Source organism: Microbacterium sp. NPDC055599 (assembly GCF_053618975.1).
On sequence record NZ_JBSHIM010000006.1, the window covers coordinates 45,281 to 68,027 of the forward strand.

27 protein-coding genes and 1 tRNA gene are annotated in these 22,747 nt (G+C 68.0%); 16 read left to right on the forward strand and 12 right to left on the reverse strand.

The features are described 5' to 3' along the window. The first annotated feature begins 18 nt into the window (after positions 1–18). The 6 genes from ACWGQ1_RS07075 to ACWGQ1_RS07100 are packed head-to-tail and all read left to right on the forward strand — an operon-like array spanning position 19 to position 3,994. Positions 19–1,194, forward strand: coding sequence for a ThiF family adenylyltransferase (locus ACWGQ1_RS07075; RefSeq protein ID WP_452312612.1), 1,176 nt, complete (start codon positions 19–21; stop codon positions 1,192–1,194). Next, positions 1,191–2,417 (forward strand): molybdenum cofactor synthesis domain-containing protein, encoded by a 1,227-nt coding sequence (locus ACWGQ1_RS07080; protein WP_452312613.1) that lies wholly within the window; start codon positions 1,191–1,193, stop codon positions 2,415–2,417. The genes ACWGQ1_RS07075 and ACWGQ1_RS07080 overlap by 4 nt, the downstream gene beginning before the upstream one ends. Continuing rightward, positions 2,414–2,887: a cyclic pyranopterin monophosphate synthase MoaC gene (gene moaC, locus ACWGQ1_RS07085; RefSeq protein WP_136044161.1), complete on the forward strand. Its 474-nt coding sequence runs from the start codon at positions 2,414–2,416 to the stop codon at positions 2,885–2,887. The genes ACWGQ1_RS07080 and moaC overlap by 4 nt, the downstream gene beginning before the upstream one ends. Continuing rightward, on the forward strand, positions 2,884–3,489 hold the full coding sequence (mobA, locus tag ACWGQ1_RS07090) for an NTP transferase domain-containing protein (RefSeq protein ID WP_452312614.1): 606 nt from the start codon (positions 2,884–2,886) through the stop codon (positions 3,487–3,489). Before moaC ends, mobA begins: the two co-directional genes overlap by 4 nt. Next, complete coding sequence (locus ACWGQ1_RS07095) at positions 3,486–3,761, forward strand: DUF6457 domain-containing protein (RefSeq protein WP_452312615.1); 276 nt, start codon at positions 3,486–3,488, stop codon at positions 3,759–3,761. Before mobA ends, ACWGQ1_RS07095 begins: the two co-directional genes overlap by 4 nt. Then, positions 3,761–3,994 carry a MoaD/ThiS family protein gene (locus ACWGQ1_RS07100; protein WP_452312616.1) on the forward strand — a complete coding sequence of 78 codons (234 nt, stop codon included), beginning with the start codon at positions 3,761–3,763 and terminating at the stop codon, positions 3,992–3,994. Before ACWGQ1_RS07095 ends, ACWGQ1_RS07100 begins: the two co-directional genes overlap by 1 nt. A gap of 25 nt (positions 3,995–4,019) precedes the next feature. Here the strand turns inward: ACWGQ1_RS07100 and ACWGQ1_RS07105 are convergent, their stop codons facing one another. Genes ACWGQ1_RS07105 through ACWGQ1_RS07115 form a run of 3 tightly spaced genes read right to left on the reverse strand, consistent with a single transcriptional unit; the run spans position 4,020 to position 5,741 of the window. Beyond that, entirely contained in the window at positions 4,020–4,454 is a 435-nt protein-coding gene (locus tag ACWGQ1_RS07105; protein WP_452312617.1) for a molybdenum cofactor biosynthesis protein MoaE, read from the reverse strand. Continuing rightward, positions 4,451–4,927, reverse strand: coding sequence for a molybdopterin-binding protein (locus ACWGQ1_RS07110; RefSeq protein ID WP_452312618.1), 477 nt, complete (start codon positions 4,925–4,927; stop codon positions 4,451–4,453). Before ACWGQ1_RS07110 ends, ACWGQ1_RS07105 begins: the two co-directional genes overlap by 4 nt. Before the next feature lie 37 nt (positions 4,928–4,964). Next, a complete protein-coding gene (locus ACWGQ1_RS07115; protein WP_136034697.1) occupies positions 4,965–5,741 on the reverse strand; it encodes a hypothetical protein in 777 nt (258 codons plus the stop codon). A gap of 140 nt (positions 5,742–5,881) precedes the next feature. Here ACWGQ1_RS07115 and ACWGQ1_RS07120 point away from each other — a divergent pair, with 140 nt between their 5' ends. Both ACWGQ1_RS07120 and ACWGQ1_RS07125 read left to right on the forward strand, forming a co-directional pair. Then, positions 5,882–6,928 carry a hypothetical protein gene (locus ACWGQ1_RS07120; RefSeq protein ID WP_452312619.1) on the forward strand — a complete coding sequence of 349 codons (1,047 nt, stop codon included), beginning with the start codon at positions 5,882–5,884 and terminating at the stop codon, positions 6,926–6,928. A 45-nt stretch (positions 6,929–6,973) separates the two neighbouring features. Continuing rightward, a tRNA-Ser gene (locus tag ACWGQ1_RS07125) sits at positions 6,974–7,064 on the forward strand. Positions 7,065–7,558: 494 nt separating this feature from the next. Here ACWGQ1_RS07125 and ACWGQ1_RS07130 read toward each other — a convergent pair. Then, a complete protein-coding gene (locus ACWGQ1_RS07130; RefSeq protein WP_452312620.1) occupies positions 7,559–7,750 on the reverse strand; it encodes a hypothetical protein in 192 nt (63 codons plus the stop codon). A gap of 17 nt (positions 7,751–7,767) precedes the next feature. Further along, the gene (locus ACWGQ1_RS07135) at positions 7,768–8,034 is read right to left on the reverse strand and encodes a hypothetical protein (protein WP_452312621.1); all 267 of its coding nucleotides are present in this window, start codon (positions 8,032–8,034) and stop codon (positions 7,768–7,770) included. Positions 8,035–8,218: 184 nt separating this feature from the next. Between ACWGQ1_RS07135 and ACWGQ1_RS07140 the strand changes: the two genes are divergently transcribed. Further along, positions 8,219–8,608: a CrcB family protein gene (locus ACWGQ1_RS07140; RefSeq protein ID WP_452312622.1), complete on the forward strand. Its 390-nt coding sequence runs from the start codon at positions 8,219–8,221 to the stop codon at positions 8,606–8,608. Beyond that, on the forward strand, positions 8,605–8,991 hold the full coding sequence (locus tag ACWGQ1_RS07145; protein WP_452312623.1) for a CrcB family protein: 387 nt from the start codon (positions 8,605–8,607) through the stop codon (positions 8,989–8,991). Before ACWGQ1_RS07140 ends, ACWGQ1_RS07145 begins: the two co-directional genes overlap by 4 nt. Here ACWGQ1_RS07145 and ACWGQ1_RS07150 read toward each other — a convergent pair. Together ACWGQ1_RS07150 and ACWGQ1_RS07155 are read right to left on the reverse strand one after the other, a co-directional pair. Further along, positions 8,970–9,497: an AAA family ATPase gene (locus ACWGQ1_RS07150; RefSeq protein ID WP_452312624.1), complete on the reverse strand. Its 528-nt coding sequence runs from the start codon at positions 9,495–9,497 to the stop codon at positions 8,970–8,972. The two genes, ACWGQ1_RS07145 and ACWGQ1_RS07150, sit on opposite strands and share 22 nt — an antisense overlap. Positions 9,498–9,529: 32 nt before the next feature. After that, entirely contained in the window at positions 9,530–10,258 is a 729-nt protein-coding gene (locus ACWGQ1_RS07155) for a DUF1275 family protein (protein WP_452312625.1), read from the reverse strand. 155 nt (positions 10,259–10,413) lie between these two features. Here ACWGQ1_RS07155 and ACWGQ1_RS07160 point away from each other — a divergent pair, with 155 nt between their 5' ends. Both ACWGQ1_RS07160 and ACWGQ1_RS07165 read left to right on the forward strand, forming a co-directional pair. Beyond that, entirely contained in the window at positions 10,414–11,625 is a 1,212-nt protein-coding gene (locus tag ACWGQ1_RS07160; protein WP_452312626.1) for a cupin domain-containing protein, read from the forward strand. 104 nt (positions 11,626–11,729) lie between these two features. Then, a complete protein-coding gene (locus tag ACWGQ1_RS07165) occupies positions 11,730–12,929 on the forward strand; it encodes an MFS transporter (RefSeq protein WP_452312627.1) in 1,200 nt (399 codons plus the stop codon). A 52-nt stretch (positions 12,930–12,981) separates the two neighbouring features. Here ACWGQ1_RS07165 and ACWGQ1_RS07170 read toward each other — a convergent pair whose 3' ends face one another. From ACWGQ1_RS07170 to ACWGQ1_RS07185, 4 genes are all read right to left on the reverse strand, one after another. Beyond that, positions 12,982–13,509: a thioredoxin domain-containing protein gene (locus tag ACWGQ1_RS07170; protein ID WP_452312628.1), complete on the reverse strand. Its 528-nt coding sequence runs from the start codon at positions 13,507–13,509 to the stop codon at positions 12,982–12,984. Between the two features lie 12 nt (positions 13,510–13,521). Further along, positions 13,522–13,992 carry a redoxin domain-containing protein gene (locus ACWGQ1_RS07175; protein WP_452312629.1) on the reverse strand — a complete coding sequence of 157 codons (471 nt, stop codon included), beginning with the start codon at positions 13,990–13,992 and terminating at the stop codon, positions 13,522–13,524. A 73-nt stretch (positions 13,993–14,065) separates the two neighbouring features. After that, on the reverse strand, positions 14,066–15,127 hold the full coding sequence (locus tag ACWGQ1_RS07180; protein WP_452312630.1) for an FUSC family protein: 1,062 nt from the start codon (positions 15,125–15,127) through the stop codon (positions 14,066–14,068). Beyond that, positions 15,124–16,065, reverse strand: a complete 942-nt coding sequence (locus ACWGQ1_RS07185) for a Dyp-type peroxidase (protein WP_452312631.1) — start codon at positions 16,063–16,065, stop codon at positions 15,124–15,126. The genes ACWGQ1_RS07180 and ACWGQ1_RS07185 overlap by 4 nt, the downstream gene beginning before the upstream one ends. A 223-nt stretch (positions 16,066–16,288) precedes the next feature. Here ACWGQ1_RS07185 and ACWGQ1_RS07190 point away from each other — a divergent pair, with 223 nt between their 5' ends. Next, positions 16,289–16,672 carry a nuclear transport factor 2 family protein gene (locus ACWGQ1_RS07190; protein WP_452312632.1) on the forward strand — a complete coding sequence of 128 codons (384 nt, stop codon included), beginning with the start codon at positions 16,289–16,291 and terminating at the stop codon, positions 16,670–16,672. Here the strand turns inward: ACWGQ1_RS07190 and ACWGQ1_RS07195 are convergent. Beyond that, complete coding sequence (locus ACWGQ1_RS07195) at positions 16,663–19,515, reverse strand: AAA family ATPase (protein WP_452312633.1); 2,853 nt, start codon at positions 19,513–19,515, stop codon at positions 16,663–16,665. The genes ACWGQ1_RS07190 and ACWGQ1_RS07195 overlap by 10 nt on opposite strands. Before the next feature lie 254 nt (positions 19,516–19,769). Here ACWGQ1_RS07195 and ACWGQ1_RS07200 point away from each other — a divergent pair, with 254 nt between their 5' ends. From ACWGQ1_RS07200 to ACWGQ1_RS07210, 3 genes are all read left to right on the forward strand, one after another. Then, on the forward strand, positions 19,770–20,936 hold the full coding sequence (locus ACWGQ1_RS07200; protein WP_452312634.1) for a helix-turn-helix domain-containing protein: 1,167 nt from the start codon (positions 19,770–19,772) through the stop codon (positions 20,934–20,936). A 35-nt stretch (positions 20,937–20,971) separates the two neighbouring features. Beyond that, positions 20,972–21,808, forward strand: a complete 837-nt coding sequence (locus ACWGQ1_RS07205) for an alpha/beta fold hydrolase (protein ID WP_452312635.1) — start codon at positions 20,972–20,974, stop codon at positions 21,806–21,808. An 84-nt stretch (positions 21,809–21,892) separates the two neighbouring features. After that, entirely contained in the window at positions 21,893–22,609 is a 717-nt protein-coding gene (locus tag ACWGQ1_RS07210) for an alpha/beta fold hydrolase (protein ID WP_452312636.1), read from the forward strand. Positions 22,610–22,747 lie beyond the last annotated feature (138 nt).

The following is a 22,747-nucleotide window of genomic DNA, read 5'->3' on the forward strand; positions in this document are numbered from 1 at the left end:
GCGGGGTAGCCTGAGCCCATGCCCCTGCCTCCGCTGGTCGAGCCCGTCGCGGAGCTCCGTCCTGTCGAGGCCGCGAGGACCGCGCGGCACCTGGTGCTGGCCGGCCTCGGCGAGCTCGGGCAGCGCCGGCTCGCGGCAGCGCACATCGCCGTCGTGGGAGCAGGCGGACTCGGGTCGCCCGTCGTGCTGGCGCTCGCGGCGGCGGGGATCGGCACGCTCACGGTGATCGACGACGACGTGGTGGAGCTGTCCAACCTGCAGCGTCAGGTGCTGCACCGGATCGTCGACGTGGGGGCGCCCAAGGCGGACAGCGCCGTGCGGGTCGCCGCCGAGCTGTCCCCGGAGACGACCGTCCGCCCCGTGCGCCGCCGCCTCACCGCGCAGAACGCGGAGGAGCTCCTGGCCGGAGCCGACCTCGTGATCGACGGCTCCGACACCTTCGAGACCCGCGCGCTCGTGGCCTCCGCGTGCGAGCGCCTCGGCGTTCCCCTCGTGTGGGGCGTGGTGCAGGAGTTCGCCGCGCAGGTCACCGTGTTCTGGTCGGACCCACCCGCCGACGTCGCCCCCGTGGTGTTGGCCGACCTGTACCCGCCGGAGGAGGTCGGCGAGCTGCCGTCGTGCGCCGCCGTCGGGGTGCTCGGGGCGCTGTGCCTGCAGGTCGGATCCGTGCTGGCGATGGAGGCGATCAAGCTCGTCGCGGGCATCGGCGATCCCCTGCTCGGGCGGGTGCTGCTGATCGACGCGCTGCGCGGCCGGATGAGCGAGGTGCCGCTGCGGGGTCGCGGGACGGTCCCGCCCGCCGACGGCTCTGCGACCGGCGTGACCGCGGGTGCTCAGCGGCCCGCGGGCTCTCGCGGAGCCGCGGGGCCCGGACGCGAGGACGCCACGCCCGCTTCCGCGCCTGCCGTCCCGCCGCACATCGCCCCTGCGGCGCTCGCCGCCGAGGTCGACGCGGGGGCCGTGGTGCTCGACGTGCGCGAGGCCGCGGAGGTCGCGACGGGCATGATCCCCGGCGCGCGGCACACCCCGCTCGGCGAGGTGCTCGCCCGCCCGCACGAGTTCGCGGCGGACGATCGCATCGTCGTCGTGTGCCAGGCCGGTATGCGTGCCGCTCGGGCTGCCGCCGCGCTGCGGGCCGCGGGTGCGGATGCCGTGGTGCTCGCGGGCGGCATGGATGCGTGGGGCGCGCGATGAGCGGCCTGCGCGGCGTCGAGGAGCAGCTGGCGCTCGTGCTCGCGGCGGTCGAGCCACGTCCGCCGGTGGAGCGGCGGCTCTCCGACGCCGCGGGCTCGACGCTCGCGGAGCCCGCACGCGCGCGCAACGCCGTCCCCGCGTTCGACAACTCGGCCATGGACGGGTTCGCGGTGCGCTTCACCGAGGTGACGGGCGCGTCCGTCACCCGCCCCGTGACGCTGCGGGTCGTGGCGGATGTGCCCGCGGGGAGTGGCGACGACCCGGAGCTTCCGCCCGGATCCGCCGTCCGCATCATGACCGGGGCCCCGCTGCCCTCCGACGCCGATACGGTCGTGCCCTTCGAGGACACGGTCGGCGGCCTGGCGGACTCGCTCGACGAGGTCGTGGTCCGGAGTGCTCCGCGACAGGCGGGTGCTCACGTCCGTCGCGCGGGTGAGGACGCCGCGGCGGGAAGTCTCGCGCTCGCCGCGGGCGCGCTGCTCGGCGCCCGGCAGCTCGCCGCGCTGGCGTCGGTCGGTATCGACCGGGTCGCCGTGGCTCCGCGCCCCCGGGTCGCGGTCGTTTCCACGGGGGCGGAGCTCGTGGCGCCGGGGGAGCCGCTGCGCCGCGGCCAGATCCCGGAGTCGAACGGCCTGCTGCTCGCGGAACTGGCCGTCGAGGCCGGGGCGGAGGTGATCCTGCGCGAGGTGGTCGGCGACGAGCCGGGCGGGCCTGCGTCTGCGGTGGCCCGGGCCGAAGACCTCGGAGCGGACGCCGTCATCTTCTCCGGCGGGGTCAGTGCGGGCGCGTACGAGCCCGTGCGCCAGAGCCTGGGTGCCGCGATGGAGTTCGTCCGGGTGGCGATGCAGCCGGGCAAACCGCAGGGGTTCGGGGTGACCACGCGTGGCACGCTGCTGTTCGGGCTGCCGGGCAACCCCGTGAGCGCCGCCGTCTCGTTCGAGGTCTTCGTGCGGCCCGCGCTGCTGCGGCTGCAGGGGCGGAGCATGATCCACCGGCCCGTGCGCAGAACCCCCGCCGGAGCGGAGTGGCGGACGCCGCCCGGCCGACGCCAGTACCTGCCCGCCGTGCTCGATGCCGAGGGCCGGGTGCGTCCCGCGACCCGGGGAGGTTCGGGCTCCCACCTCGCGGTCGGCCTCGGCGCCGCCACCGCCTACGCCATCGTTCCCGCCGACGTCGATCGGGTGTCGGTCGGGGACCTCGTCGATGTGATGGAGCTGACATGACGTTCACCCACCTGGACTCCGCGGGGCACGCGCGCATGGTCGACGTGACCGACAAGCAGCCCACCGTGCGCGCGGCGTCCGCGGCCGGCCTGGTGCGCTGCGCGCCCGAGACCGTGACGCTGCTGCGCGACGGTGAGGTACCGAAGGGCGACGTGCTCGCGGTGGCCCGCATCGCCGGCATCCAGGCCGCCAAGCGCACGCCGGAGCTGCTGCCGCTCGCGCACGTGATCGGCGTGCACGGGGCGGTGGTCGACCTCGACATCGTCGACGAGGGCGTGCGCATCACGGCGACCGTCCGCACCGCCGACCGCACGGGTGTGGAGATGGAGGCGCTGACGGCGGTCTCGGTCGCCGCGCTGGCCGTGGTCGACATGATCAAGGGCGTGGACCGTTCCGCGTCGATCGAGCACGTGCGCATCACCGCCAAGGAGGGCGGCCGCAGCGGCTCGTGGCGGAGGCCGGAGGAGTGACCGCCGGGGTGCCGTCGGCCGCCGGGATCGTGCTCGTGGGCGGTCGGGGGCGGCGGATGGGTGGTGCGGTGAAGCCGCTGCTGAAGATCGGCGGCGAGACACTGCTGGCTCGGACGCTGCGCGCGCTGGACCGTGCCGGTGCGGCGCCGGTGTATGCGGTGGGGCCGGTGCTGGATGCGGCGGCGGAGGTGCGCTGGGTGCGCGAGGATCCGCCGCTCGGCGGGCCGGCGGCCGGAGTCGCGGCGGCCGTGCCGGGGATCGCCGAGGAGTGGGTCTACGTGCTCGCCGGCGACCTGGTGCACCCGGATCGCGTGGTCGCCCGCCTCACGTCCGCGCGGCTCGAGAGTGCGGACGACGGGGAGAGCGGGGACGGGTGGGTGTTCACGGCGGGCGGGCATCCGCAGTGGCTCGCCGGGCTGTATCGCACGGCCGCGGTGCGGGCGGCGCTGGTCGGGCTTTCCTCCGCCAGCGGATCGTCGATGCGCGGACTGCTCGGAGGGCTCGCCCTCGCACGGCTCGACGACGAGGATGGCATCACCGCCGACATCGACGAACCCGCCGACCTGGCTCGGGCCGGGGGCGAAGAGGAGGAGACCCGATGACCGAGACGCACCGCACGCTGCCGCCGGAGGCGCTGGACGCATGGGCCGCCGAGCTGCGGGCACGCTTCGACCTCGGGGCGGAGGACATCCCGACCGCGCTGATCCTCGACCTGGCGCGCGACGTGGCCAACGGCGTCGCCCGCCCGGCCGCCCCGCTCAGTGCCTTCGTGGCCGGACTGGTCGCCGGACGGGCGGGCGGATCGCCCGATGACGTGCGCGCGACGGTCGCCGCGGTCGTCGAGCTCGCGAACGCACACGGGACGCGCGGCTGATGCCCACCGTCCGCTACTTCGCCGCCGCCCAGGACGCCGCGGGTGTCGAGGAGGAGACCACGGCGGCCGACACCGTCGGGGCGCTGCGCGTCGCGCTGATCCACGCGCACCCGGCGCTCGCGGGCATCCTCGACCGCTGCGCCCTGCTGGTGGACGGGGTCAGGGCGGACGACGGATTCGCGCTCGCCGGAGAGGGAACGGTCGACGTGCTGCCGCCGTTCGCCGGAGGGTGACCGCCGCGACCGTGCGGCGGGATCGTCAGCCGCCGAGGCCCTTCCACGCCGTGGTGCCGTCGGCCTCGACCTGACGCTTCCAGACGGGCAGGTCGCGCTTGATGGCCTCGATGGTCTCGCGACACACGGCGAACGCCTCGTCGCGGTGGGCGGCGGAGACGGCGATCACGACGGCCGCGGAGCCGACGGGAAGCCGCCCGACGCGGTGGCTCACCGCCACGACGGCCTCCCCGGTCTCCCCGATCGAGACGGCGTGGGCGGCGATGGCGCCGAGGATGCGCTCGGCGTCGGGGTGCGCGGTGTACTCGAGGGCCACGACCTCGCCGTGCGCGTCCGGGTCGTGGTCGCGCACGCGGCCGAGGAACGTCGTGACCGCTCCTGCCCCGGGGTGGTCCACTACGGCGAGGTGCGCGTCGAGCGACAGCGGTTCCGCGCTGATCGCGGCCAGGGCGACCGTCATGCGTGGTCCTCGCCGTCGAGCTGGGCGATCACGTGCGCGGCGACCGACAGGATCACGGGCATGCCGTCGCGCACACCACCGGGGGAGCCGGGAAGGTTGACGATGAGCGCGCCGCCCGCGATCCCCGCGAGACCGCGGCCGAGCAGGGCGGTGGGGAGTGCGGCCGCGCCCCGGCGCCGCAGTTCTTCGGCGATGCCGGGCAGCTCGACGTTGAGCACGCGGGCGGTGCCCTCCGGGGTCGCGTCGCGCGGGGCGACTCCGGTGCCGCCGGTGGTGACGATCAGCCGGGCTCCGCGGGTGAGGAGAGCGCGCAGCGCCTGTTCCACGGACTCGGCGCCGTCGGGCACCACGGTCGGCTTGTCACAGCGGTAGCCGGCGTCGCGAAGGGCTGTCACCGCGAGCGGTCCGGCCTCGTCGATGCGCGTTCCGGCGGCGGAGCGGTCGGACACGGTGAGCACGGCGGCGGTGATCATGAGGCGAGCGTAGCGGCGCGGCGGCGGGACATCGAGGTCAGACGCTCATGTCGACGGGCGGCTCCATCACGATGCCCTGCGCCTCGAACGCGCGGCGGCGCTCCTCGATGCGGCGGTGCATCTCCACCTGCGCGGCCTCGACCAGGCGCGGGTCGAGCTCGACGGTGGGCGGGTGCGGGTCTCCGTGGTGCGCGGCGATGTAGGCGTCGAGCTCGGGGCCGCTGGTCCACGACGTGATGAGGGCGTACCGCGGGGCCGTGCCGCGGTGCCACACGGCGTGCCAGAACCGCTGCGTGTCGATCACGATGCGGGAGCCGGCGTGCAGGGGCAGACGCACCTCGGTCGCGGGGTCGAAGCGGTCGGAGCGGAGGATGAGCATCGACTCCGTGTCGTCGGTGAGGTTGACGTAGCCGCGCACCACCCAGCCCGTGCCCGGTTCGTTGAGCCGGTTGTTGTCGTCCTGGTGCAGGTTGTAGATCGCGTCGGCGTAGTCGTTGGGCTGCAGCTCGATCACGCGGCACCGGCCGATGCCCGCGCCCGGCTCCAGCGCCCGGCTCTGCAGCGTCGGCGCGATCGCGACCTGCGCGTCGATCCACACGCCGTCCTTGTCGGTGCGGGGAGGCGTGCGGTTCCAGAAGCCGTTGCAGTCGATGTCGCCCGCGTAGCTGGTGAGCGGGGCGAAGCGGGTGATGCCGGACGAGCGCCAGCCGACGTACTCCAGGTCGCGCCACTCGGCGGGATCGATGGGGCTCGTGTCGTCGTCGAGGACGACGTAGCCGGTGTCGGCGAGAGCCTCCGAGGTGATGAATGCCATGCTGCTGTCCTTCCCGTCGATGCCACCCCAAGACGGCGGGTTCTTAGGCAATCCTAACCGGCTGGTGCGGAGGTGCCGGGCGCCACGACCGGGTAAAAGGCGCGGGCGGTCGCGCCGCACCCCACCGATATCCTGGGGCGATGACGCAGCCCCAGGGTGCCCTTCTCGTGGGCAGTGTGAACTACGACGACGCCGAGACCACGATGCGCACGGCGGCGGAGCTGCTGGGCGACCGCCTGCGCCGCCTCCCCGACGGCGAGGTCGGCAAGCGGTTCCACTGGATCATGTTCCAGCCCGACGTGATCGGCCGGGCCGACGGCATCGAGCGGATCGGCGACGAGCCCATCCCGTTCCCGGCCGGCATCGACGCGCGGGGGCTCCGCCTCGCCGAGGGCGTCGACCCCGCGCGCATCGAGCTGCCCCCGCTCGGGTATGCCGAGGCGGCTCTCGAGTCGTATGCCCTGTTCACCCGGCTCCGCGAGGAGGGTGCCGTGGCGCCGGGCACCCGGTTCCAGGTGTCGCTGCCCACGCCGCTCGCCGTGATCTCCTCGTTCTTCCACGGCGACGACCGCGCGGCGATCGAGCCGGTGTACACCGCGGCCATCCTGCGCGAGCTCGATGAGATCCTCGCCGGGATCCCGCACCACGACCTCGCCGTGCAGTGGGACGTGGCCAGCGAGATGGGCATCATCGAACGCGCGTCGGGCTACGGCGCGGTCATGGAGGCGTGGTGGCCGGGCGACCCGTTCGACGGGCTGGTGTCGCGCCTCGCCGCCCTCGTCGACGCGGTGCCCGCCGACGTCGAGGTGGGGGTGCACCTCTGCTACGGCGACGCGGGGGAGAAGCACTTCTTCGAGCCGTCCGACGCCGGGAACCTCGTGCGCTACGCGAACGCCGTGGCCGCCGCGAGCTCCCGACCGCTCACGTGGCTGCACCTCCCGGTGCCGATCGCCCACGACGACGCGGCCTACTTCGCCCCGCTCGCACAGCTCGAGCCCGTGGGCGAGCTGTACCTCGGCCTCGTGCACCGGGAGGACGGCGAGGAGGGCGCCCGTCGACGGATCGCCGCAGCGGCCCCGTACGTGCCGGCGTTCGGCGTCGCCACCGAGTGCGGCATCGGTCGCGCCCCCGCCGGCTCGACCGAGGGCATCCTCCGCACGCACGCCGCGGTCGCCGCGGCCTGGTGACCGCTCGATTCGCGCGGCCGCCCCGTCTGTCGTAAACTGATCCGCGGTGACGTGTCCGAGCGGCCGAAGGTGCAACTCTCGAAAAGTTGTGTAGGGTAACCCCCTACCGTGGGTTCAAATCCCACCGTCACCGCCATGGAAGCCCCCGAGAAATCGGGGGTTTTTCCGTATCAAGGGTTGGGCGTGGTGCATTCGTGGTGCAGATTTCGGAGGAGTTCCGATGCGACGCCGCGCGGGCCGCTCGACGGGGCTGATGCGATCTGGGTTCAAATCCCACCGTCACCGCCACCACGAAGGCCCCGCCTCCCCTGAAAACTCTGGGATGCGGGGCCTTCGCTGTTGTGATTGAGCGGTGAGCGGTAACTCAACGGTGACGAAATTTCTGCTGGCTCCGTATGGGGGGTCGTGGGTCTGGCCGAGCCGGCCCTCGGCTGGCGGATCACTGTTGCTTCTTGACTGGGACGCACGACGCACGAACCCGGACGAGTGCGATCCGCTCGTCGCGACGGACCGAGCAACCCCGCGGCGGCCCGGTCTTCGACGGCAACAGGCGTGGGCAGTAGTTCACTTCGAAAGAGACAGTCTGAACGCGCTCAGCCATGCTTCGGAGCATCTTGCGCTGCGTGCCCGTCAGAAATCCTCGCGACCCTCGAGGTCGATGTCGAGGGTCGTGCGGTCTTTGGCCCACGCTTCGAGCGCGGAATCGAGCTGCTGGCGAAGCCACCCCGCGGTCTGCGCGGACTTGGGAGTGGTGGACAGCTGCCAGAGACGCTGGTCGACGGAACCGGTGAGGTTAGCGGCGGGAGAGGCGGAAGTCTTCATGTCGCTTGCGATCCTGGTCAGTTGGCGGGTGCATAGTCTGCGGCGCGGAGAAGGTGGCGGAGCTCGACGAGAAGGTCTTCGTCGATGGTCTTCTGTCGCGGCGGTGATACGACGATGGTCTCGGCGCCGACCTTGATCTTGACCTTGCTGTTGTGCTCGACGGTCACGTCCCCGACAGCGCGAAGAAGCGACAGGACATCGTGCCACTCGACGTTGTTGCTCGTCGGGTGTTCGGTGATCTGGCGAAGTGTGATGCGGTGGTTTTCACCCAGGTGCGAGGACATATCGGCTCACTTTCATTGGTCTTAGTGAAACCAACGTAGGTTTCTGAACCCGGGCACAACTCAGACGGTTGTCGAGTCCTCAATCGACACCATGCAGTCAGAACGGGTGTCGACACGACGTTCGACAAGCGTCGGGGTTGGTCCCCCTGGTGCGCCGATACGTTCGAGCGCGAAGGAGGTAGCCATGCACTCGACGAGGAAGCTCACGCCTTACGCCCTCGTGTTCGTGGGAGGTGCTGTGGGCGCCGGTATCCGGATTGCTCTCGTGCACTGGTGGATGAGCGGCTCCGCCTTCCCCTGGGCAACGTTCGTCATCAACCTCACCGGTGCAGCACTGCTGGGCGCGCTCTATGGTTTGACAAGCGGACCGCGAGCGGGGCGACTGCGGCTCCTACTGGGGACCGGCCTTCTTGGCGGATACACGACCTACAGCACATTCGCTGTTGGCTCAGACGGACTGATTCTCTCGGAGCACCTGTTGCTCGGCGTTCTTTACACGATTCCCACTGTGGCCCTCGGTGTCGCGGGCGCCTTCGCCGCTGAACGAATCGCGCGTCGCAAGGTTCACGCATGACGCCGCTCGTCGCCCTTCTCGCATCTCTCGCCGGCGGTGCCGGTGCGGTGGCCCGATACGCCCTCGATACGCGCATCACCCGTCGAGTGGGTGGCCCGTTCCCCTGTGGTACCGTCGTCATTAACGTCAGTGGATCATTCGCGCTAGGCCTGGTCACCGGCTTCGCGGACGCGCACAGCCTCTCGTCTTCGTGGGCGCTCATCCTCGGCGCGGGCTTCCTGGGCGGCTACACAACGTTTAGCACGGCGAGCGTTCAAGCCGCGGAGCTGTTCGGACGTCGTCGGTCCGCACTTGCACTCGCATACGCGGGCGGGATGCTCGCGGCGGCCCTGCTCGCGGCTGCCGCCGGGCTGGCGCTGTCTTACGCCTGGGGATCCGCATGAGTGTGCAGGGAGTGAACCAGATCGTCGATGGTCTTCCGCTCGTGCGCGTTCCGGGCGTCGACACGGATCGCGTTCTCGTCCAGCGGTGGCTCGAAGCTCGCACGGTGCTCGGCCAGGACACGGTCCACGACATCGTGGCGGGAGGGAGCGGCGCGGTTCGTATGCAGCCGCTCGTGCTGAGTTACCGGGTCGATGTCCAACCAGACGATACGGAACCGGGCTTGGCCCTGCGCCGCGACCTCTCGCCAGGCGTCACGCAGGAACCGGTGGGAAGCGGTGTCGTCGATGATGACGCTGCGACCTTGCGTGAGAGCCTGCGGAGCGCGAGCCTGGGCGATCTGATGCGTTTCCTGCCATTCCTCGCCCGATATGCCCTGCCCGCCGTAGAGGCCGCGCTCGGCGTTGACGACATCGAGGCTGAGTACCTCAGCGTTGAGGCGTGAACGCAGTTCTAGGGCGAGGGTGCTCTTCCCGGAGAACGACAGTGCGGTGGCGGTGGGTAGCATGCACGTCAGCGTAGCCGCGCGCTTCGGCGTCGCTAAGGCGTCGGCGCATTCTGTGCCGGGTCGACGTTCGACCGGGTGTGCACTGCGGCGATCCACAAAGCGAGCAGCACAACCGCGGCCAAGGTGAGGGAAAGCCCCTCCCAGACCAGGTTCAGGCTGAAACCGAGTCCGCCGCCCGCAGCGAACCCCACGAGCACTGCGAGGTATGCGCCGGCTGGTCGAAGGTGGCGTTCGCCGTCGTCGGCAATGCGCCTTCCGACTGCTCGTCCGAAAAGGCTGGCGGCCATCTGGATGACGGAGGTGACGGCGATGTTGCCGTACAGCATGCCGGTCTCGCGGTGGAACGCGTTGCCCTGCACGCCGGCAAGGAAACTGATGGCCCAGGCGATCCACATCGGTTCGATGACTCGGCTGACGCTGAGCACGGCGAGAACCAGGATGACCACGATCTCGCCGAGGAGGATGGGCGCTGAGTACGACTTCCCGCGCCGGGCGAGCCAGAGGATCAGGATGCTACAGACGAAGGCTCCGAGCGCGAAGACGAGGACTGAGCTCGCGGCGAGGAGGGCACGTTCGAGATTGCCGTCCGCGGCGAAGTAGCCGAGGGAGATGAGGTTGCCGGACTGCACGGTGGCGAACGTTCCGAGTTGCCCGAACGTCCAGGCGTCGAGGAGCCCGGAGACGAACGCGAGCGACACCGAGGCCCACACGGTCTCGAGTAGCGGGAATGGGCGAGCGGTGGTGGTCTGGGCCGACGACATGAATCCTCCTAGGCGACCGTCTCAGCCAATCGGCCGAGTGCCTCGCGGGCGTCCGACGAGTGTCGAGTGTGAGTTCGTCAGCCATCTCTATTTCGTCGAGCGGAACGTCGTCAGACTCCTGAGTACCGTTCGGAATCATCACGAAGGAGCACGACATGAGTTCGTCCGAGAACGTCCCGGTGGGACACGAAGTCCCCACTCTGGGTAACCCTGACCTTCCGCAGGAGGGCGAGGTCAACATCGCCGACCGCCCGCAGAGCAACACGATGACCGGCCCGCAGAACGAGGCCATCGAGTCCCAGTTCCCGAACCAGATGCACGCGCCGGCGACCGACATCAGCACGCAGCCGTTCTTCTGGTCGTCGTTCAACATCTCGCCCCGTCGCGTGCAGCGCGGCGGCTGGGCCCGAGAGCTGACGAAGCAGGACTTCCACATCTCCGACGAGATCGCCGGCGTCAACATGTACCTCGAGCCCGGGGGCATCCGCGAACTCCACTGGCACCAGACCGCCGAATGGGCCGTCATGACCCGCGGCAAAGCCCGCGTGACCACGCTCAGCCGCTCCGGCCTCCCGGCAGTCGAGGACGTGGAGGAGGGCGACCTGTGGTTCTTCCCGGCCGGTACCCCGCACTCCCTCCAGGGCCTCGGCCCGGACGGCGCCGAGTTCGTGCTCGCCTTCGACGACGGCGACCAGTCCGAGTCGAACACGCTGCTGCTCACGGACTGGTTCGCTCACACCCCTCCGGAGGTGCTGGCAAAGAACTTCGGCGTCGCGCAGGAAGTGTTCTCCGACATCCCCCTGCACAACCTCTGGATATTCCCCGGCGACGAGCCGCCGGGGATCGAAGTCGACCAGGCCGCCGCCGGCGTCGAATGGGGCATGGAGCCCGTGATCTTCCGGCTCTCACGTTCGAAGCCGCTCCACCAGAACTCGGGCGGATCGATCCAGATCGCCGACTCCACGAACTACGCCTACTCGAACACGGTCGCAGCGGCGCTTGTGACGGTGGAGCCGGGGTCGATGCGGGAGCTTCACTGGCACCCGAACGCCGATGAATGGCAGTACTACCTCCGAGGCTCCGCCCGCATGACGGTGTTCAACACCGGACCGCACGCGAACACGACCGACTTCCGTGCCGGCGACGTGGGGGTGGTGCGCAAGAACTATGGGCACTACATCGAGAACACCGGTGATGACGTACTGCAGTTCCTCGAGGTGTTCCGCACCGACAAGTACGAGGAGATCTCGCTCGCGAACTGGCTGTCGCACGTACCGCCGCAGCTCGTGTCCGCTCATCTGAACATCGACCCTGCCGTGCTCGCGACGTTCCCGCGCGGTTCGCAGGGCATCACTCCTCTGCGCTGAGCAGAGGAACCCACCCCCGCATCGTGCGCGGGGATGAGCGGCGCCGGGAGTTCACAGCCCCGGCGCCGCGTCGCTTTCTGCTGAACTCATTGAGAAAGAGCATCATGAAGACCACGCCATCCACGGCAACCAATCGACACACGACGCCGTTCTGGGTGGTGGCTATCGCGTTTCTCCTGGTGATGGCGTACTCCACCGTCCCCACGCCGCTTTACCCGCTTTATCAGCAGCTCGACGAGTTCCCCGTTTCGGTGGTGACTGTGGTGTTCGCCGCTTACGCAGTGGGTGTCGTCGCGAGCCTCTTTCTCCTGGGCCATGTCAGCGACTGGATGGGTAGGCGTCGGATGCTGGTCATCGCCATCCTCATCTCCGCGTTGTCCGCGGTGCTGTTCATGGTGTTCACCGATGTACCGGGCCTGTTGGTCGCCCGCGTGGTCAACGGCGTCAGCATCGGCGTACTCACGGCGACCGCGACCGCGCACCTCGGTGAGCTGAGAGCACGGGCAAGACCAGATGAGAACGCCATCGTTGCGGCGTCCGTCGCTGGCGGTGCGAACCTCGGCGGTCTCGCGCTCGGGCCACTCATAGGCGGGTTGTTCGCGGACTTCCTCCCCGAACCACTGCACCTACCGCACACCGTGTTCGCGGTCGCCCTCATCCTCCTGGCTATCGCTGTCGCGCTCGTCCCCGAAACCGTCACCCCGACGCCGCGCAAGTACCGCCCGCAGAAGGTTGCGGTGCCTGCGGCGTCCCGGGGTCACTTCGTTGCTGCTGCGTTTGCTGCGTTCGCCGGGTTCGCGCTCTTCGGGCTGTTCACGTCTCTCGCGCCGTCGATCCTCGTCGGCATCTTCGACGAAGACGGCCACCTGATGGCCGGCATCACAGTTTTCCTGGTGTTCGGGTCAGCGGCCGCCGCTCAGGTGCTTCTGGCTCGGGTAGCGCGCCGTACCCAACTGCTGTTCGCTGCGGTCGCATGTGGAGTCGGTCTCCTCGCCATCGCCGGTGGGGCATTGGTCCCGTCTTTGGCCCTGTTCCTCCTGGGAGGGATCATCGGTGGCGCCGGCGTCGGTGCGCTGTTCAAGTGCGCGCTGGCCACGGCGTCGGAGATCGCTGAGCCGGGGCGCCGAGGCGAGACGCTCGCCGCCATGTTCCTCGTCGCCTACTGCGGACTAGCGATTCCCGTGCTTGCCATCGGAGGCGCGCTGACCGTATTGCCGCAAATCACGGTGCTGCTCGTGTTCGTCGTCCTGGTGGGCGTCGTAACAGTGGTCGCTGCGCTCCGGATGCGCCGCATCGCCCGCTGAACGGCAAAGGGCCGCCGGGTACATCCCGGCGGCCCTTTGTCGTCGCTACGGCTCACACGGCGCGACGAATCACTCCTGCCAGAGCCTCGGCGAGGCCCTCGGTGCCGCTGTCGAGGCGGCGGCCGTTGAGGAAGAAGGTGGGCGTCCCGTTCACCCCACTGCGGATCCCACCTTCCTCGTCGGCACGGATTCGGGCGAGGTAGCGACCTTCGGTCACGGCCGTTCGGAGCTCGTCTAGCGGCAGGCTAAGACGCTCGCAGATCGTGGCGTAGAGGTCGGGGCCGAGCTGCTGCTGGTGTTCGAACAGCAGATCGTGTGCTTCCCAGAACTTCCCGTGCCCGGCCGCGAACTCGGCGACGAATGCCGCGTCGACAGCTTCGGCGTGCACCTCGGCGAGAGGGAAGTTCCGGAAGACGAAGCGGACCTGCCCCTCGTAAGCCGCGAGGAGTTCCTTGACGACGGGGTAGGCGGCGCCGCAGTACGGGCACTGGTAGTCGCCGTATTCAACGAGGACCACCGCCGCGTCGGCGGGACCTGAGGTGTGGTCTTCTGGGGAGACGGGAACGCGAAGTGAGGACATGATCCTTTCCTTTCAGTTGTGGGTCAGAGCGTCGAGGGCGTCGAGAACGCCGTCGACGCCAGGGTTGACGGCGACAGGTGCGAGGTAGCTCCAGGCGATGACGCCAGCGGAGTCGATGACGAACAGGGCTCGACGGGCTTCGCCGACTGTGTCGTCGTACGCGCCGAAGAGACGAGCGACCGCACCTTTCGGTTCGAAGTCACTGAGCAGAGGGAAGTGCAGCGAATGGGCCGACGTGAATGCTTCATGCGACCAGACGTTGTCGACGGACACAGCGATGACCTGTGCGCCCCGGGCGCGGATGAGGGGCAAAGCCTCGTTGATGACTGACAGCTGGTCACCGCACACGGGACTCCAGTCCGCGGGATAGAAAGCGAGGACCACCGGACTGCCGAGAAGCTCCTCTGATCTCAGTGACTGGTCGGCGGTAACCCGAAGCGTGAAGTGTGGTGCGCGTTCGCCGGGTTGCAGGATCTCTGGCATGGTCGGCTCCTTGTTTGAGTACTCTCACTGTGCTCTCGCGCGGAGGAAGCTCCATAGGCCGAGCGTTCGAAGGTCATCCGACATGTGTCGAACCGGGACGGCTGTGCTTCCGCTCGACCAGGACGGCTCCGAGGAGGACGATTGCCGCGATGGCTGCACCCGCGAAGGTGTCAACGACACGTTCGTCTGCGACCTCGCCGATGGGCTGGCCGGCCGCGGAGGCAAGGAGCACCGCCATCGGGGTGACAGCGGCCAGAGCCCACGTCAGGTTGCGTCGCAGCAGGAGCTCGAAAGCGAAGATCAGCGCCGCAGCCCACGCAATGCGCGCGAACCCCTGCGGTTCGATGAGGGCGAGCGCGATGACGAGGAGGATTGCAAGCCCGGTGCCGATAATGCGTTGCACGCCCCGGAGGATCGCGGAGTGAACATCCGCATCCTTCTGCAGGATGCCAAGGCACGCCAGCATCACCCACGCCGCGTGATGCAGACCGAGGAACGCGCTTACCGGCACCGCGAGCACGGCGGCCACGGAGATGCGACCGACGACCACGCGAACAGATGCGGGCGCCGCGAAACGCCAAGGGGTTCGTCGCGCGAAGACCTCCCGGTCACTGGCCCGGATGCTCGGCACCACGAGGGGTAGCACCACGGCGATGTAGCCGACAATCGCACCGCCGGCGAGGGAAGCGATGACCTCGAGATAGCTCATTCCGGCTCCGCCCTTGGCGGCGGGCGCGACGAGCTGACCGGCGGAGCCTGTGATGAGGACAAGGAACAGTGCGCCGGGCGGGCCGACTGCCAGCGCCTGCGAGAGGAACGACCCTCCGATGGCGATGACGGACATGGCGATGAGGCCGGGGAGCAGCGCCGTACCGAGAGCGGCGCCGATACTCGCGGCCACGAGCAGCGCGGCTGCGATGACAGGAAACGCGGCTGCGCGTTCTCTGCGTGACCGATCCGGAAGGTGCAGAACGATGAGGGCGCCGATGGAGGCGACCGATCCCCAGCGTGGTTCGCCGACGAGCAATCCGACCAGAGGCGGAATGGTGATGGCGGTCGCAGCTTGCACCGCGCCGGGCCACTGACGCGTCGCCGGGCGAAGCTCGAACAGTTGCCGCCAGAGAGTCGCGCTCACTCAGCGCCGAGTGCGTCGAGTTCCGCGGCAGCCGGCGCGAAGAACACCGAACCGGTCAGTGCGGTGGAGAAGTCCAGTAGCCGGTCGTGCATCCCCACCGGCTCTCCGATGAACATCCTCTCGAGCATGCGCTGAATCACCCACAGGTCGCGGGAGTAGCCGAGGAAGTAGGTGCCGAACTCGCCGGCGCCCGGACTACCGAACGGCATGTTGTCACGGACGATGTCGTGCTCAACTCCCTGCTCGTCCTCGATGGTCGCTAGCGACTTGTGCGACTGCTGCCCGGTGGGGGAGTCATCCAGTTCGATGCCGTCGAGCTTCGTGCGGCCGAGGATTCGCTCCTGAGTGTCGACGGGAAGAGCGTCCCAGGATGCCATCGCGTGCACGTACTTCTGGGTGACGACGTAGGTACCGCCGGCGTGGGCGGGGTCCTCGTCGCCTACGAGCACTGCCTCGTCGACTTCCGGTCCGACAGGGTTCGCCGTTCCATCGACGAATCCCAGTAGGTCGCGGCGGTCGAAGGAGCGGAAGCCCACGGTCTCATCGATGACCTGCACTGCAGACCCGAGGTCGCTTAACAGCCGCTTCTCGAAGAAGAAGCAGACGTCGGCACGCTCGGCGCGGATGTGGAAGAGCAGGTCGCCTTCGGTCGCGGGGGCCGTGTGCACCGCGCCGACGACGGGGGTGAAAGGCCGAAGCTGCGCGGGAGGGTCACTGTGCATGAGCGATGCCCAGATGTCACTACCGACACCGACGGTGCACGTTAGCGATGCATCGGGAAATCGGAAGGTGATGGCTTTCATCGAGTCCGAAAGGTCGGCGAGAACGCCGCGCACAGCATCGATGCCGTCCGGCGCGATGGTCATGACCAGGAACACCGCGTTCGCAGTGAGGGGTGCGCCGGGCGCCTGTGTCGGTCCGGTCTTAGCGCTGGTCATTTCGTACTCGCTCGCTCTCGCGTTCGTCTGACGGCACCAGCTTGACGGTGGTTGAGCGGATCCACCTCCGACAGGTGACGAGGGTGCATGCGACGGCTATACGGCTTGCACCTCCGGAACCGGGGACGTGCACGAACTGTCCATCGCGGACTGAACGGACGTCGCAAAGCCCCGGTTGCGACTCGCAATACCTTGAGTGCCACACGACCTGAATGGAGACACCATGGACGCAATCGGCCGCGAGGCACTCACCGGCATCCAACAACTCGAACGGGAGCTCATCGTGCGTGACTTTGTCGCGCTCCTCAACGACCGCGCTCACGCGGAGCTGCACCCGTTCCTCACCGAAGACGTCGTGTATCGACCATCTGCGAGCAAGAGCGTGTGGGGGCGGTCTGCGGTCACCCGGATGATCGCCGACCTCCACGAGAGCTTCGACCAGTGGACTACAGACCTCGAGTCTGTCGCTGTGTGCGGCGACACAGTGCTCACCGAGCAGCGCCTGCGCCTGCGACTGCCGGGCACGTCCACCGTCGAGGTGATGGGTTTCGCAAGCTTCCGCCTTGCGGGCGCCCAGATCAGTGCATGGAATCAGATTCACGCGTGAGTTGTAACCGAGCGCGACGCTCGGTTCTTATGCCATTCGCGCAGACCCTTTCGGGAGTTGACTCCCGATTTCGCATAGATATGGCGAATGTGGGATACGACCGTGTGGGGCGACATGAAAAGCGCATCTGCGATCTGCTGCGTTGTAGCTCCGGCGGCGACACGTTCGAGTACTTGCTGCTCACGTGGCGAGAGCATCTGGGGATCGCCCTGTGCATGCGCGCGACGGCGAACGCCATGATGCCGAAGTGCTTGCAGCACACGGTTGACGTCGCGGTGCGCGCTCGCGTTCTCGTAGATGCCGAGAGCTTCGCTCAGCGCTGACACCGCCCGCTCATCCGCGGTCTCCGCGGCGGCTACGAACTCGAGGACAAGAGCGAGGATGAGAGGACGGTCCAACTGCCGAAGTGCATCGGCGGCCTCGGACAGCAAGTGCGGATCCCGGCTACGACAGCCTTCAGCGGCCTGAAGGATCGCCCGGCAGTATGCACTTCTCGGATTGTGGTCGTATCGTATGCGGGCTCGCGAGATAACGTTCTGAGCGAGTTCGTCATCATTGGAACGGATCGCGACCTCCATCAGGAGGAGATCGTCCGCGAAGTCGGAGGGCGTTGTCATCGCGGGAATTGGATCGTGAAGCGATTCACGCGCCAGCGCACTGTGCGTCACCGCCTCATCGATGTTTCCGTCATTGAGGGCTCGCAGCACGAGCATCCACTGCCCCGCCCGTACGACACCACCTCCGGAAGCGAGAGCCTCGACGATGGGCTCCGACTGTTGACGGAGAGACGTGTCCCCGGTGCGGAGGGCGATCCGAAACAGGACGATGCCAGCGGTCGCGTTCGCGAAATCGCCGAGGCCCAGTTCGCCGGCAAGGGCAAGCACCGACTCGGCCTGTAGCATCGCCTCGTCCAGCCGGCCCAGGTCATGTAGGACGCGCGCGCGAACCATCATCCAGTAGGCCTCGGCGACAGCGGCCTTGGACGCGAGCGCGGAGCGCAGCCCTTCGTCCACCAACTCCAGGGCGTGCTGGACGTCGCCCTTGGAGTTGTGGAGGAACGCATCCCACAACCCTTCCGGCACCCATCGCGCCAGGTCCAGGCCGGCGAGAGCAGCACGCTTCGACGCCGCCTGCATGAGAGTGACTGCATCGTCGAACCGATTGCTGTTGAACGCGAACACGGACTCGGTCGCGTCGACCGTGGCCAGTGCCTCATGGTCGACATCGGGGTCGGCGACCTCCCGCGCGAGCGCGAGAGTGCGGGTCAGCTCGACGAAGTCGGCCTTGTTCGCGCAGTTCAACGCGCGCACTGCAAGTAGGTCAGCGCGCGTCGAGCGTTCGATGCCCGCGAGTGCGAGCGCCTCATCGCAGGTCGCGATGGCTTGGTCGAACGAGGATTCAGTCTGGCGACGGGCAGCACCGAGAAGGACGCGCGCGCGGGACTCCGGCGAGAGATAGGGCGTGAGTGCTTGAGTTGCGTCATCCGCTTGGGCGTGGCGTCCGTCAGCCCAGAGGTACGGCAGAAGTTCGGTGCTGGCTTCCGCCAACGCAGGAACGTTGTTCGCGAGGCGCAAGGCTGCCGCCGCGAGGTCCGCAGCTTGCGAGGTGTCGGAGGCTGCCAACTGCTGCGCGGCGTCACGGATCAGAGCAAACGACTGCTGGTCGCCGGGTTCCGCGGCCTCCACGAGCGCCGCGGCCACGGCGGATGCCGGTTCACCGGAGGCGAGACGAAGCTGGGCTACCTCCCGCAGCATGGCTTTGCGGACGGATGCAGGGATCGTTGCCTCGACGGCTTCTCGGATCGTGTCGTGCACGAAGGCGAGCGTCGACCCGTCTTCGGTCAAAAAGTCCGCACCCAGCAATTCCCGCACGATGGGCATCGAGGCAACGGCGGTAGTGTCGGTTGCTGCCAGAACATCGGTGAGTCGGAATCGTCTGCCGAACAGGCTTGCGACCTGGGCGAATGTCAGAGCGTTGTCGGATAGATGGGTGACGCGCTGTCGCGACGCCGCCCCGAACCTGGAAGGAACAGCAGAGCCGATAGCATCCACGACCCCGTCATGAGCTTGGAGGAGCGCCTCTTCTTGGAGCCCGCGCACGAGCTCGACGACGAGTAGCGGGATGTGTGAGGTTCGCTCGAGGGCTGCCTCGAGCTTGGGGCCGAGGGTGGCGCCGGCGAGGTCTGCAGCGATCTCGAGTGCAGCGTCGGCGGCGACGGGCTCGAGGTCGAGCACCGTGCCGGTGCGCTCGACATAATCGGCGACTCGAGCGTGCGCCGCCCGGAACTGCCCAGAGCGGCTTGCAAGCACCCAGGCGACGGGCTGATCCGAGAGCGCAGCCGCTGACCGCAGGAGGATTCCGACCGACGCGGCATCCAACCACTGCAGGTCATCGATGACGACGACCGCGCCTCCCATCGTCGTCGCCGCAGCCTCCAATCTGTCTGTCAGAAGGCGCGTGATCCAATACTGCGGTTCCCCCGCACCGAGGAGCGGTCGCAGGTCCTCCTCCGACGCCAGGGGCGGTGCACCACGCAGCATCGCTTCGGTCAGCGCCCCCAGCGGAACTGCCCCGGAGTCAACGTCTGGGGTGATGGTGAGGGTGGCCCATCCCTGCCGCTCGGCAAAGGCAAGAACCTCCGCGAGAAGTCGAGTCTTTCCCATACCTGCGCGTCCACGAACGAGCACGGGTGCGGGCGCGCCAGAGACTGAGCGGTTGACCGACTCCACGAGGGACGAGGTGACGTCACCACGTCCGCGAAGCGGAGTACTAGACGCGATGGAAGAACCGGCCAAGAAGGCGCGGTCTGACGCAACGGCGTAGCCGGAGTGTCGGTCGTGCATCCCCCCATTATCCCGAAGCGACGTTGCACGTTCGTTTCGAGGTGATGTGGATATCTCGAAGAGGGGATGTGAACGCTCCCATCCCTGCCTACCGTTGATGCCGTCGCCGCGTCCTGGGTGGTACAACTTGGGCCTCTTCGCCGACGACACGTCGTTCCTACGCTAAAGCCGAGGGCGAGATTATGGCCCGAGAAAGGAAGCATCATCATGCATCGTCAGAGCGCTAGGCGCGGCGTCGCAAGGGTCCGAAGCGTATGAGCCTGCAGACACTCGCGGACGACCTTGCAGAAGACCTCGGCCGATCCGTCGTCATCAACGACGCCCAGTACCGCCCGATGGTCTCCAGCGCGCAGGGAGAGGAGATCGACGAACTCCGTGCTCGCGGGCTTCTCGGACGCGCGACGCCTCCGCGCGAGCGCGCGTACCTGGAGAGCATTCATCTGTCCTCTGCCAAACGGCCCCAGACCGTAAACCTCGACCAGTTCGGTGCACGCGAACGCCTGGCCGTTCCGATTCGCTCCGACGACGCGCTGCTCGGCGTCATGTGGCTGATCACGGGCGGACTCGCGCCGCTGACATCCGCGCAGTTCCGCGCCATTGACGCAGCGGTGGATATCGCACGTGAATATCTCGCGGCCGCGCAGGACGATACACCGGGACGATCCACGCGCGAAATGGTCATTCGCGGGCTTCTTGCCGCGGATCCGGTTGCCAGGCGGGATGCGCTGAGCACTGCTGTCCGCACTCACGGGGTATCGCGCAGCTCGGCAACGGTCGTTCGTGCCGTGTCCGTCGGGCACGATACGTCCGTCGTGCAGCGCGCTTCACTCGGACGAGCCCTGGAGAGTGTGGCCAAAGCCACCCTCATGTTCATGGGTGAGATCGGAGCTGCCCTGCTGTTCCTGGAACGCTCGAATGAGAATGCGCGAACGGACGAGCTCATCACGGCCGAGGCCGCGCGAGCCGGTGTGCTCCTGCGAGCAATCGGGTCCGCTCACCTGACCGAGACGGACATCGACGTACGGCCGGTCGCTGAGCGAGCGGTCGCGACAGCGGCAGTCGCTGAGCTCCTTCCTGACCTGGGAAAGAGCCTGCGGGCCGAAGACATCGGCCCCTGGTTGCTCATCGCCGACGTCGTCTCAGACCCGAGCCGGCTCCAGTGGTACTCGCCGGCCGCGTACACACTGATCCACGACGCAGACCCGCTGCGTCGCCAGACCATCGAGACGCTCCTCGACCATGCACACCAAATCAAGGTCGTCTGCGAGGAACTGCATATCCACCGCACGACGCTCTACTACCGGTTGGAAAACATGCCTCAAGTGGTGAAAGACGCGATGGATGACGGAATGAAACGCAGCGCACTGCACCTCGGCTTGAAACTTGCGTCCTACTGGGAGAACGCAGGTCACATCCAATGAGGGCACGCAGCCGGCAAGTTCAGACCAGCGACGGTGTGACCCTGGAGCTGTACGACACGGGTGGGAACGGCGTCCCGCTCCTGATGCTTCACGGGTGGTCGCAATCGCAGGAGATGTTCCGGCACCAGCGTGAAGGACTCACCGAGCGCCGCGTCATCACCTATGACGCGCGTGGACATGGAAGGTCAGAGAAGCCCTGGCGCGGGCACCGTATCGCCCGTCTCGCGGCCGACCTCCGAGACATCCTCGACGAACTCGACATCCCGACCGTCGACCTCCTCGGCTGGTCGATGGGCGTCTCCGTCATCTGGTCCTACCTCGAACTTTTCGGAGACAGCAGAGTACGCAGCATCGTGATGGTGGACCAACCAGCCGCGGTCGTCGCGCAACTGTGGATGAGTCCGCAAGAGCAGCAGTCCGCGGGCTGCATCCTGCCGCCGGACGGGCTCGGCGCGCTCGCCAATGCCATCGCTGATGATGCTGGTGGGGAAGCGGCGGTGCGTGCTTTCGTGCGGAGCATGTTCACGGGGCCCGTCGACGACGACCTCTGGTCGTTTGTGTCATCGGAGGTCGCTCAGACGCCGCGTCGTGTTGCCGCGCCGCTGCTGTTCGACCACGGCGCGCAGGACTGGCGGGAACTGCTTCCGACCATCACCAAGCCCACCCTCGTGCTGGGTTGCGACGGTAGCCACGTCTCCCCGGAATCGCAGCGCTACGTCGCATCGCGTATACCTGGAGCGCTCGTGCACATCTTCCCGCGGGATGTAGCGAGCTCCCACTTCCCGTTCCTGGAAAACCCGGAGGCATTCAACGATGTCGTCCGGGTCTTCCTTGACGCGAATGCGGTTTCCGACACCCGTCCAGTCAAGTAACGACAACGCGTAGGAGCGGGGGCCCGCGCCCCGCTCCTACCGTGGGATGCGACCCGGAGATCTCGGGGCCTGAAGGAGTGGGATATGCGCGAGAAGCCGACCGTTGTGATGGTGCACGGTGCGTTCTCTGATGGGGCGAGCTGGTCGCCGGTTGCGATGCGGATAATGGGGGCGGGCATCGAGGTGCGTGTTCCCGCCATCTCGAACCGGAGTCTCGCGGCGGATGCCGCGTACGTGCGGTCGTTCGTAGAGAACATCGAGGGTCCTGTCCTGCTGGTCGGCCACTCCTACGGTGCTACCGTCGCCTCCGTCGCAGGGATTGCCGAGAACGTTCGCGGGCTGGTCTTCGTGGCCGGTTTCATCCTCGATGTGGATGAGAGCGCAGATGACCTGCGGCAGCGCTTCCCGGCATCGGACGCCGCAAACTTCTTTGATTACCGGCCCTACGCCACCGCAGACGGCGCGACTCGGCGCGAGGTGTCCGTCGCCATCGACGAGTTCCCCTTCCTCGCTGCCCTCGGAATCCCCGCCGACGAAGCTGCCGTCTTCGCCGTCACCCAGCGACCGCTGGACGCCGCGGTGCTCGACGAGAGGGCTGCACACGCTGCCTGGCGCTCACGTCCGACTTGGGGCATCGTCGCTACCGCCGACCACATCGTGAACCCGGATGTTGTGCGTTTCGGCCTCGAACGAGCCTCAGCACTCGAGGTAATCGAGTTGCCAGGCCCGCACCTCATCATGCACACCCATCCCGGCGACGTCGCACGTTTCATCATCGACGCTGCCAACGCGGTTCCCTGACTACGATTTCGGTGCTGATGTGACCGTCGCCGGGGGCCGGGAAAAAGTGGGTTTTTGGCCTGGGGGGGGAAGGGAACTGGGTGCGCGGGCGGGGTCATCCATTCCCGTTTTGTTGGTTGGCGGTTTTTTTTGTCACCC

Excerpts from the sequence above, each read along its gene's own strand:
- ACWGQ1_RS07075 (WP_452312612.1), top strand. The coding sequence starts at position 19 with ATGCCCCTGCCTCCGCTGGTCGAGCCCGTCGCGGAGCTCCGTCCTGTC.
- ACWGQ1_RS07080 (WP_452312613.1), top strand. The coding sequence starts at position 1,191 with ATGAGCGGCCTGCGCGGCGTCGAGGAGCAGCTGGCGCTCGTGCTCGCG.
- moaC (WP_136044161.1), top strand. The coding sequence starts at position 2,414 with ATGACGTTCACCCACCTGGACTCCGCGGGGCACGCGCGCATGGTCGAC.
- ACWGQ1_RS07095 (WP_452312615.1), top strand. The coding sequence starts at position 3,486 with ATGACCGAGACGCACCGCACGCTGCCGCCGGAGGCGCTGGACGCATGG.
- ACWGQ1_RS07100 (WP_452312616.1), top strand. The coding sequence starts at position 3,761 with ATGCCCACCGTCCGCTACTTCGCCGCCGCCCAGGACGCCGCGGGTGTC.
- ACWGQ1_RS07105 (WP_452312617.1), bottom strand. The coding sequence starts at position 4,454 with ATGACGGTCGCCCTGGCCGCGATCAGCGCGGAACCGCTGTCGCTCGAC.
- ACWGQ1_RS07110 (WP_452312618.1), bottom strand. The coding sequence starts at position 4,927 with ATGATCACCGCCGCCGTGCTCACCGTGTCCGACCGCTCCGCCGCCGGA.
- ACWGQ1_RS07115 (WP_136034697.1), bottom strand. The coding sequence starts at position 5,741 with ATGGCATTCATCACCTCGGAGGCTCTCGCCGACACCGGCTACGTCGTC.
- ACWGQ1_RS07120 (WP_452312619.1), top strand. The coding sequence starts at position 5,882 with ATGACGCAGCCCCAGGGTGCCCTTCTCGTGGGCAGTGTGAACTACGAC.
- ACWGQ1_RS07130 (WP_452312620.1), bottom strand. The coding sequence starts at position 7,750 with ATGAAGACTTCCGCCTCTCCCGCCGCTAACCTCACCGGTTCCGTCGAC.
- ACWGQ1_RS07135 (WP_452312621.1), bottom strand. The coding sequence starts at position 8,034 with ATGTCCTCGCACCTGGGTGAAAACCACCGCATCACACTTCGCCAGATC.
- ACWGQ1_RS07140 (WP_452312622.1), top strand. The coding sequence starts at position 8,219 with ATGCACTCGACGAGGAAGCTCACGCCTTACGCCCTCGTGTTCGTGGGA.
- ACWGQ1_RS07145 (WP_452312623.1), top strand. The coding sequence starts at position 8,605 with ATGACGCCGCTCGTCGCCCTTCTCGCATCTCTCGCCGGCGGTGCCGGT.
- ACWGQ1_RS07150 (WP_452312624.1), bottom strand. The coding sequence starts at position 9,497 with ATGCTACCCACCGCCACCGCACTGTCGTTCTCCGGGAAGAGCACCCTC.
- ACWGQ1_RS07155 (WP_452312625.1), bottom strand. The coding sequence starts at position 10,258 with ATGTCGTCGGCCCAGACCACCACCGCTCGCCCATTCCCGCTACTCGAG.
- ACWGQ1_RS07160 (WP_452312626.1), top strand. The coding sequence starts at position 10,414 with ATGAGTTCGTCCGAGAACGTCCCGGTGGGACACGAAGTCCCCACTCTG.
- ACWGQ1_RS07165 (WP_452312627.1), top strand. The coding sequence starts at position 11,730 with ATGAAGACCACGCCATCCACGGCAACCAATCGACACACGACGCCGTTC.
- ACWGQ1_RS07170 (WP_452312628.1), bottom strand. The coding sequence starts at position 13,509 with ATGTCCTCACTTCGCGTTCCCGTCTCCCCAGAAGACCACACCTCAGGT.
- ACWGQ1_RS07175 (WP_452312629.1), bottom strand. The coding sequence starts at position 13,992 with ATGCCAGAGATCCTGCAACCCGGCGAACGCGCACCACACTTCACGCTT.
- ACWGQ1_RS07185 (WP_452312631.1), bottom strand. The coding sequence starts at position 16,065 with ATGACCAGCGCTAAGACCGGACCGACACAGGCGCCCGGCGCACCCCTC.
- ACWGQ1_RS07190 (WP_452312632.1), top strand. The coding sequence starts at position 16,289 with ATGGACGCAATCGGCCGCGAGGCACTCACCGGCATCCAACAACTCGAA.
- ACWGQ1_RS07195 (WP_452312633.1), bottom strand. The coding sequence starts at position 19,515 with ATGCACGACCGACACTCCGGCTACGCCGTTGCGTCAGACCGCGCCTTC.
- ACWGQ1_RS07200 (WP_452312634.1), top strand. The coding sequence starts at position 19,770 with ATGAGCCTGCAGACACTCGCGGACGACCTTGCAGAAGACCTCGGCCGA.
- ACWGQ1_RS07210 (WP_452312636.1), top strand. The coding sequence starts at position 21,893 with ATGCGCGAGAAGCCGACCGTTGTGATGGTGCACGGTGCGTTCTCTGAT.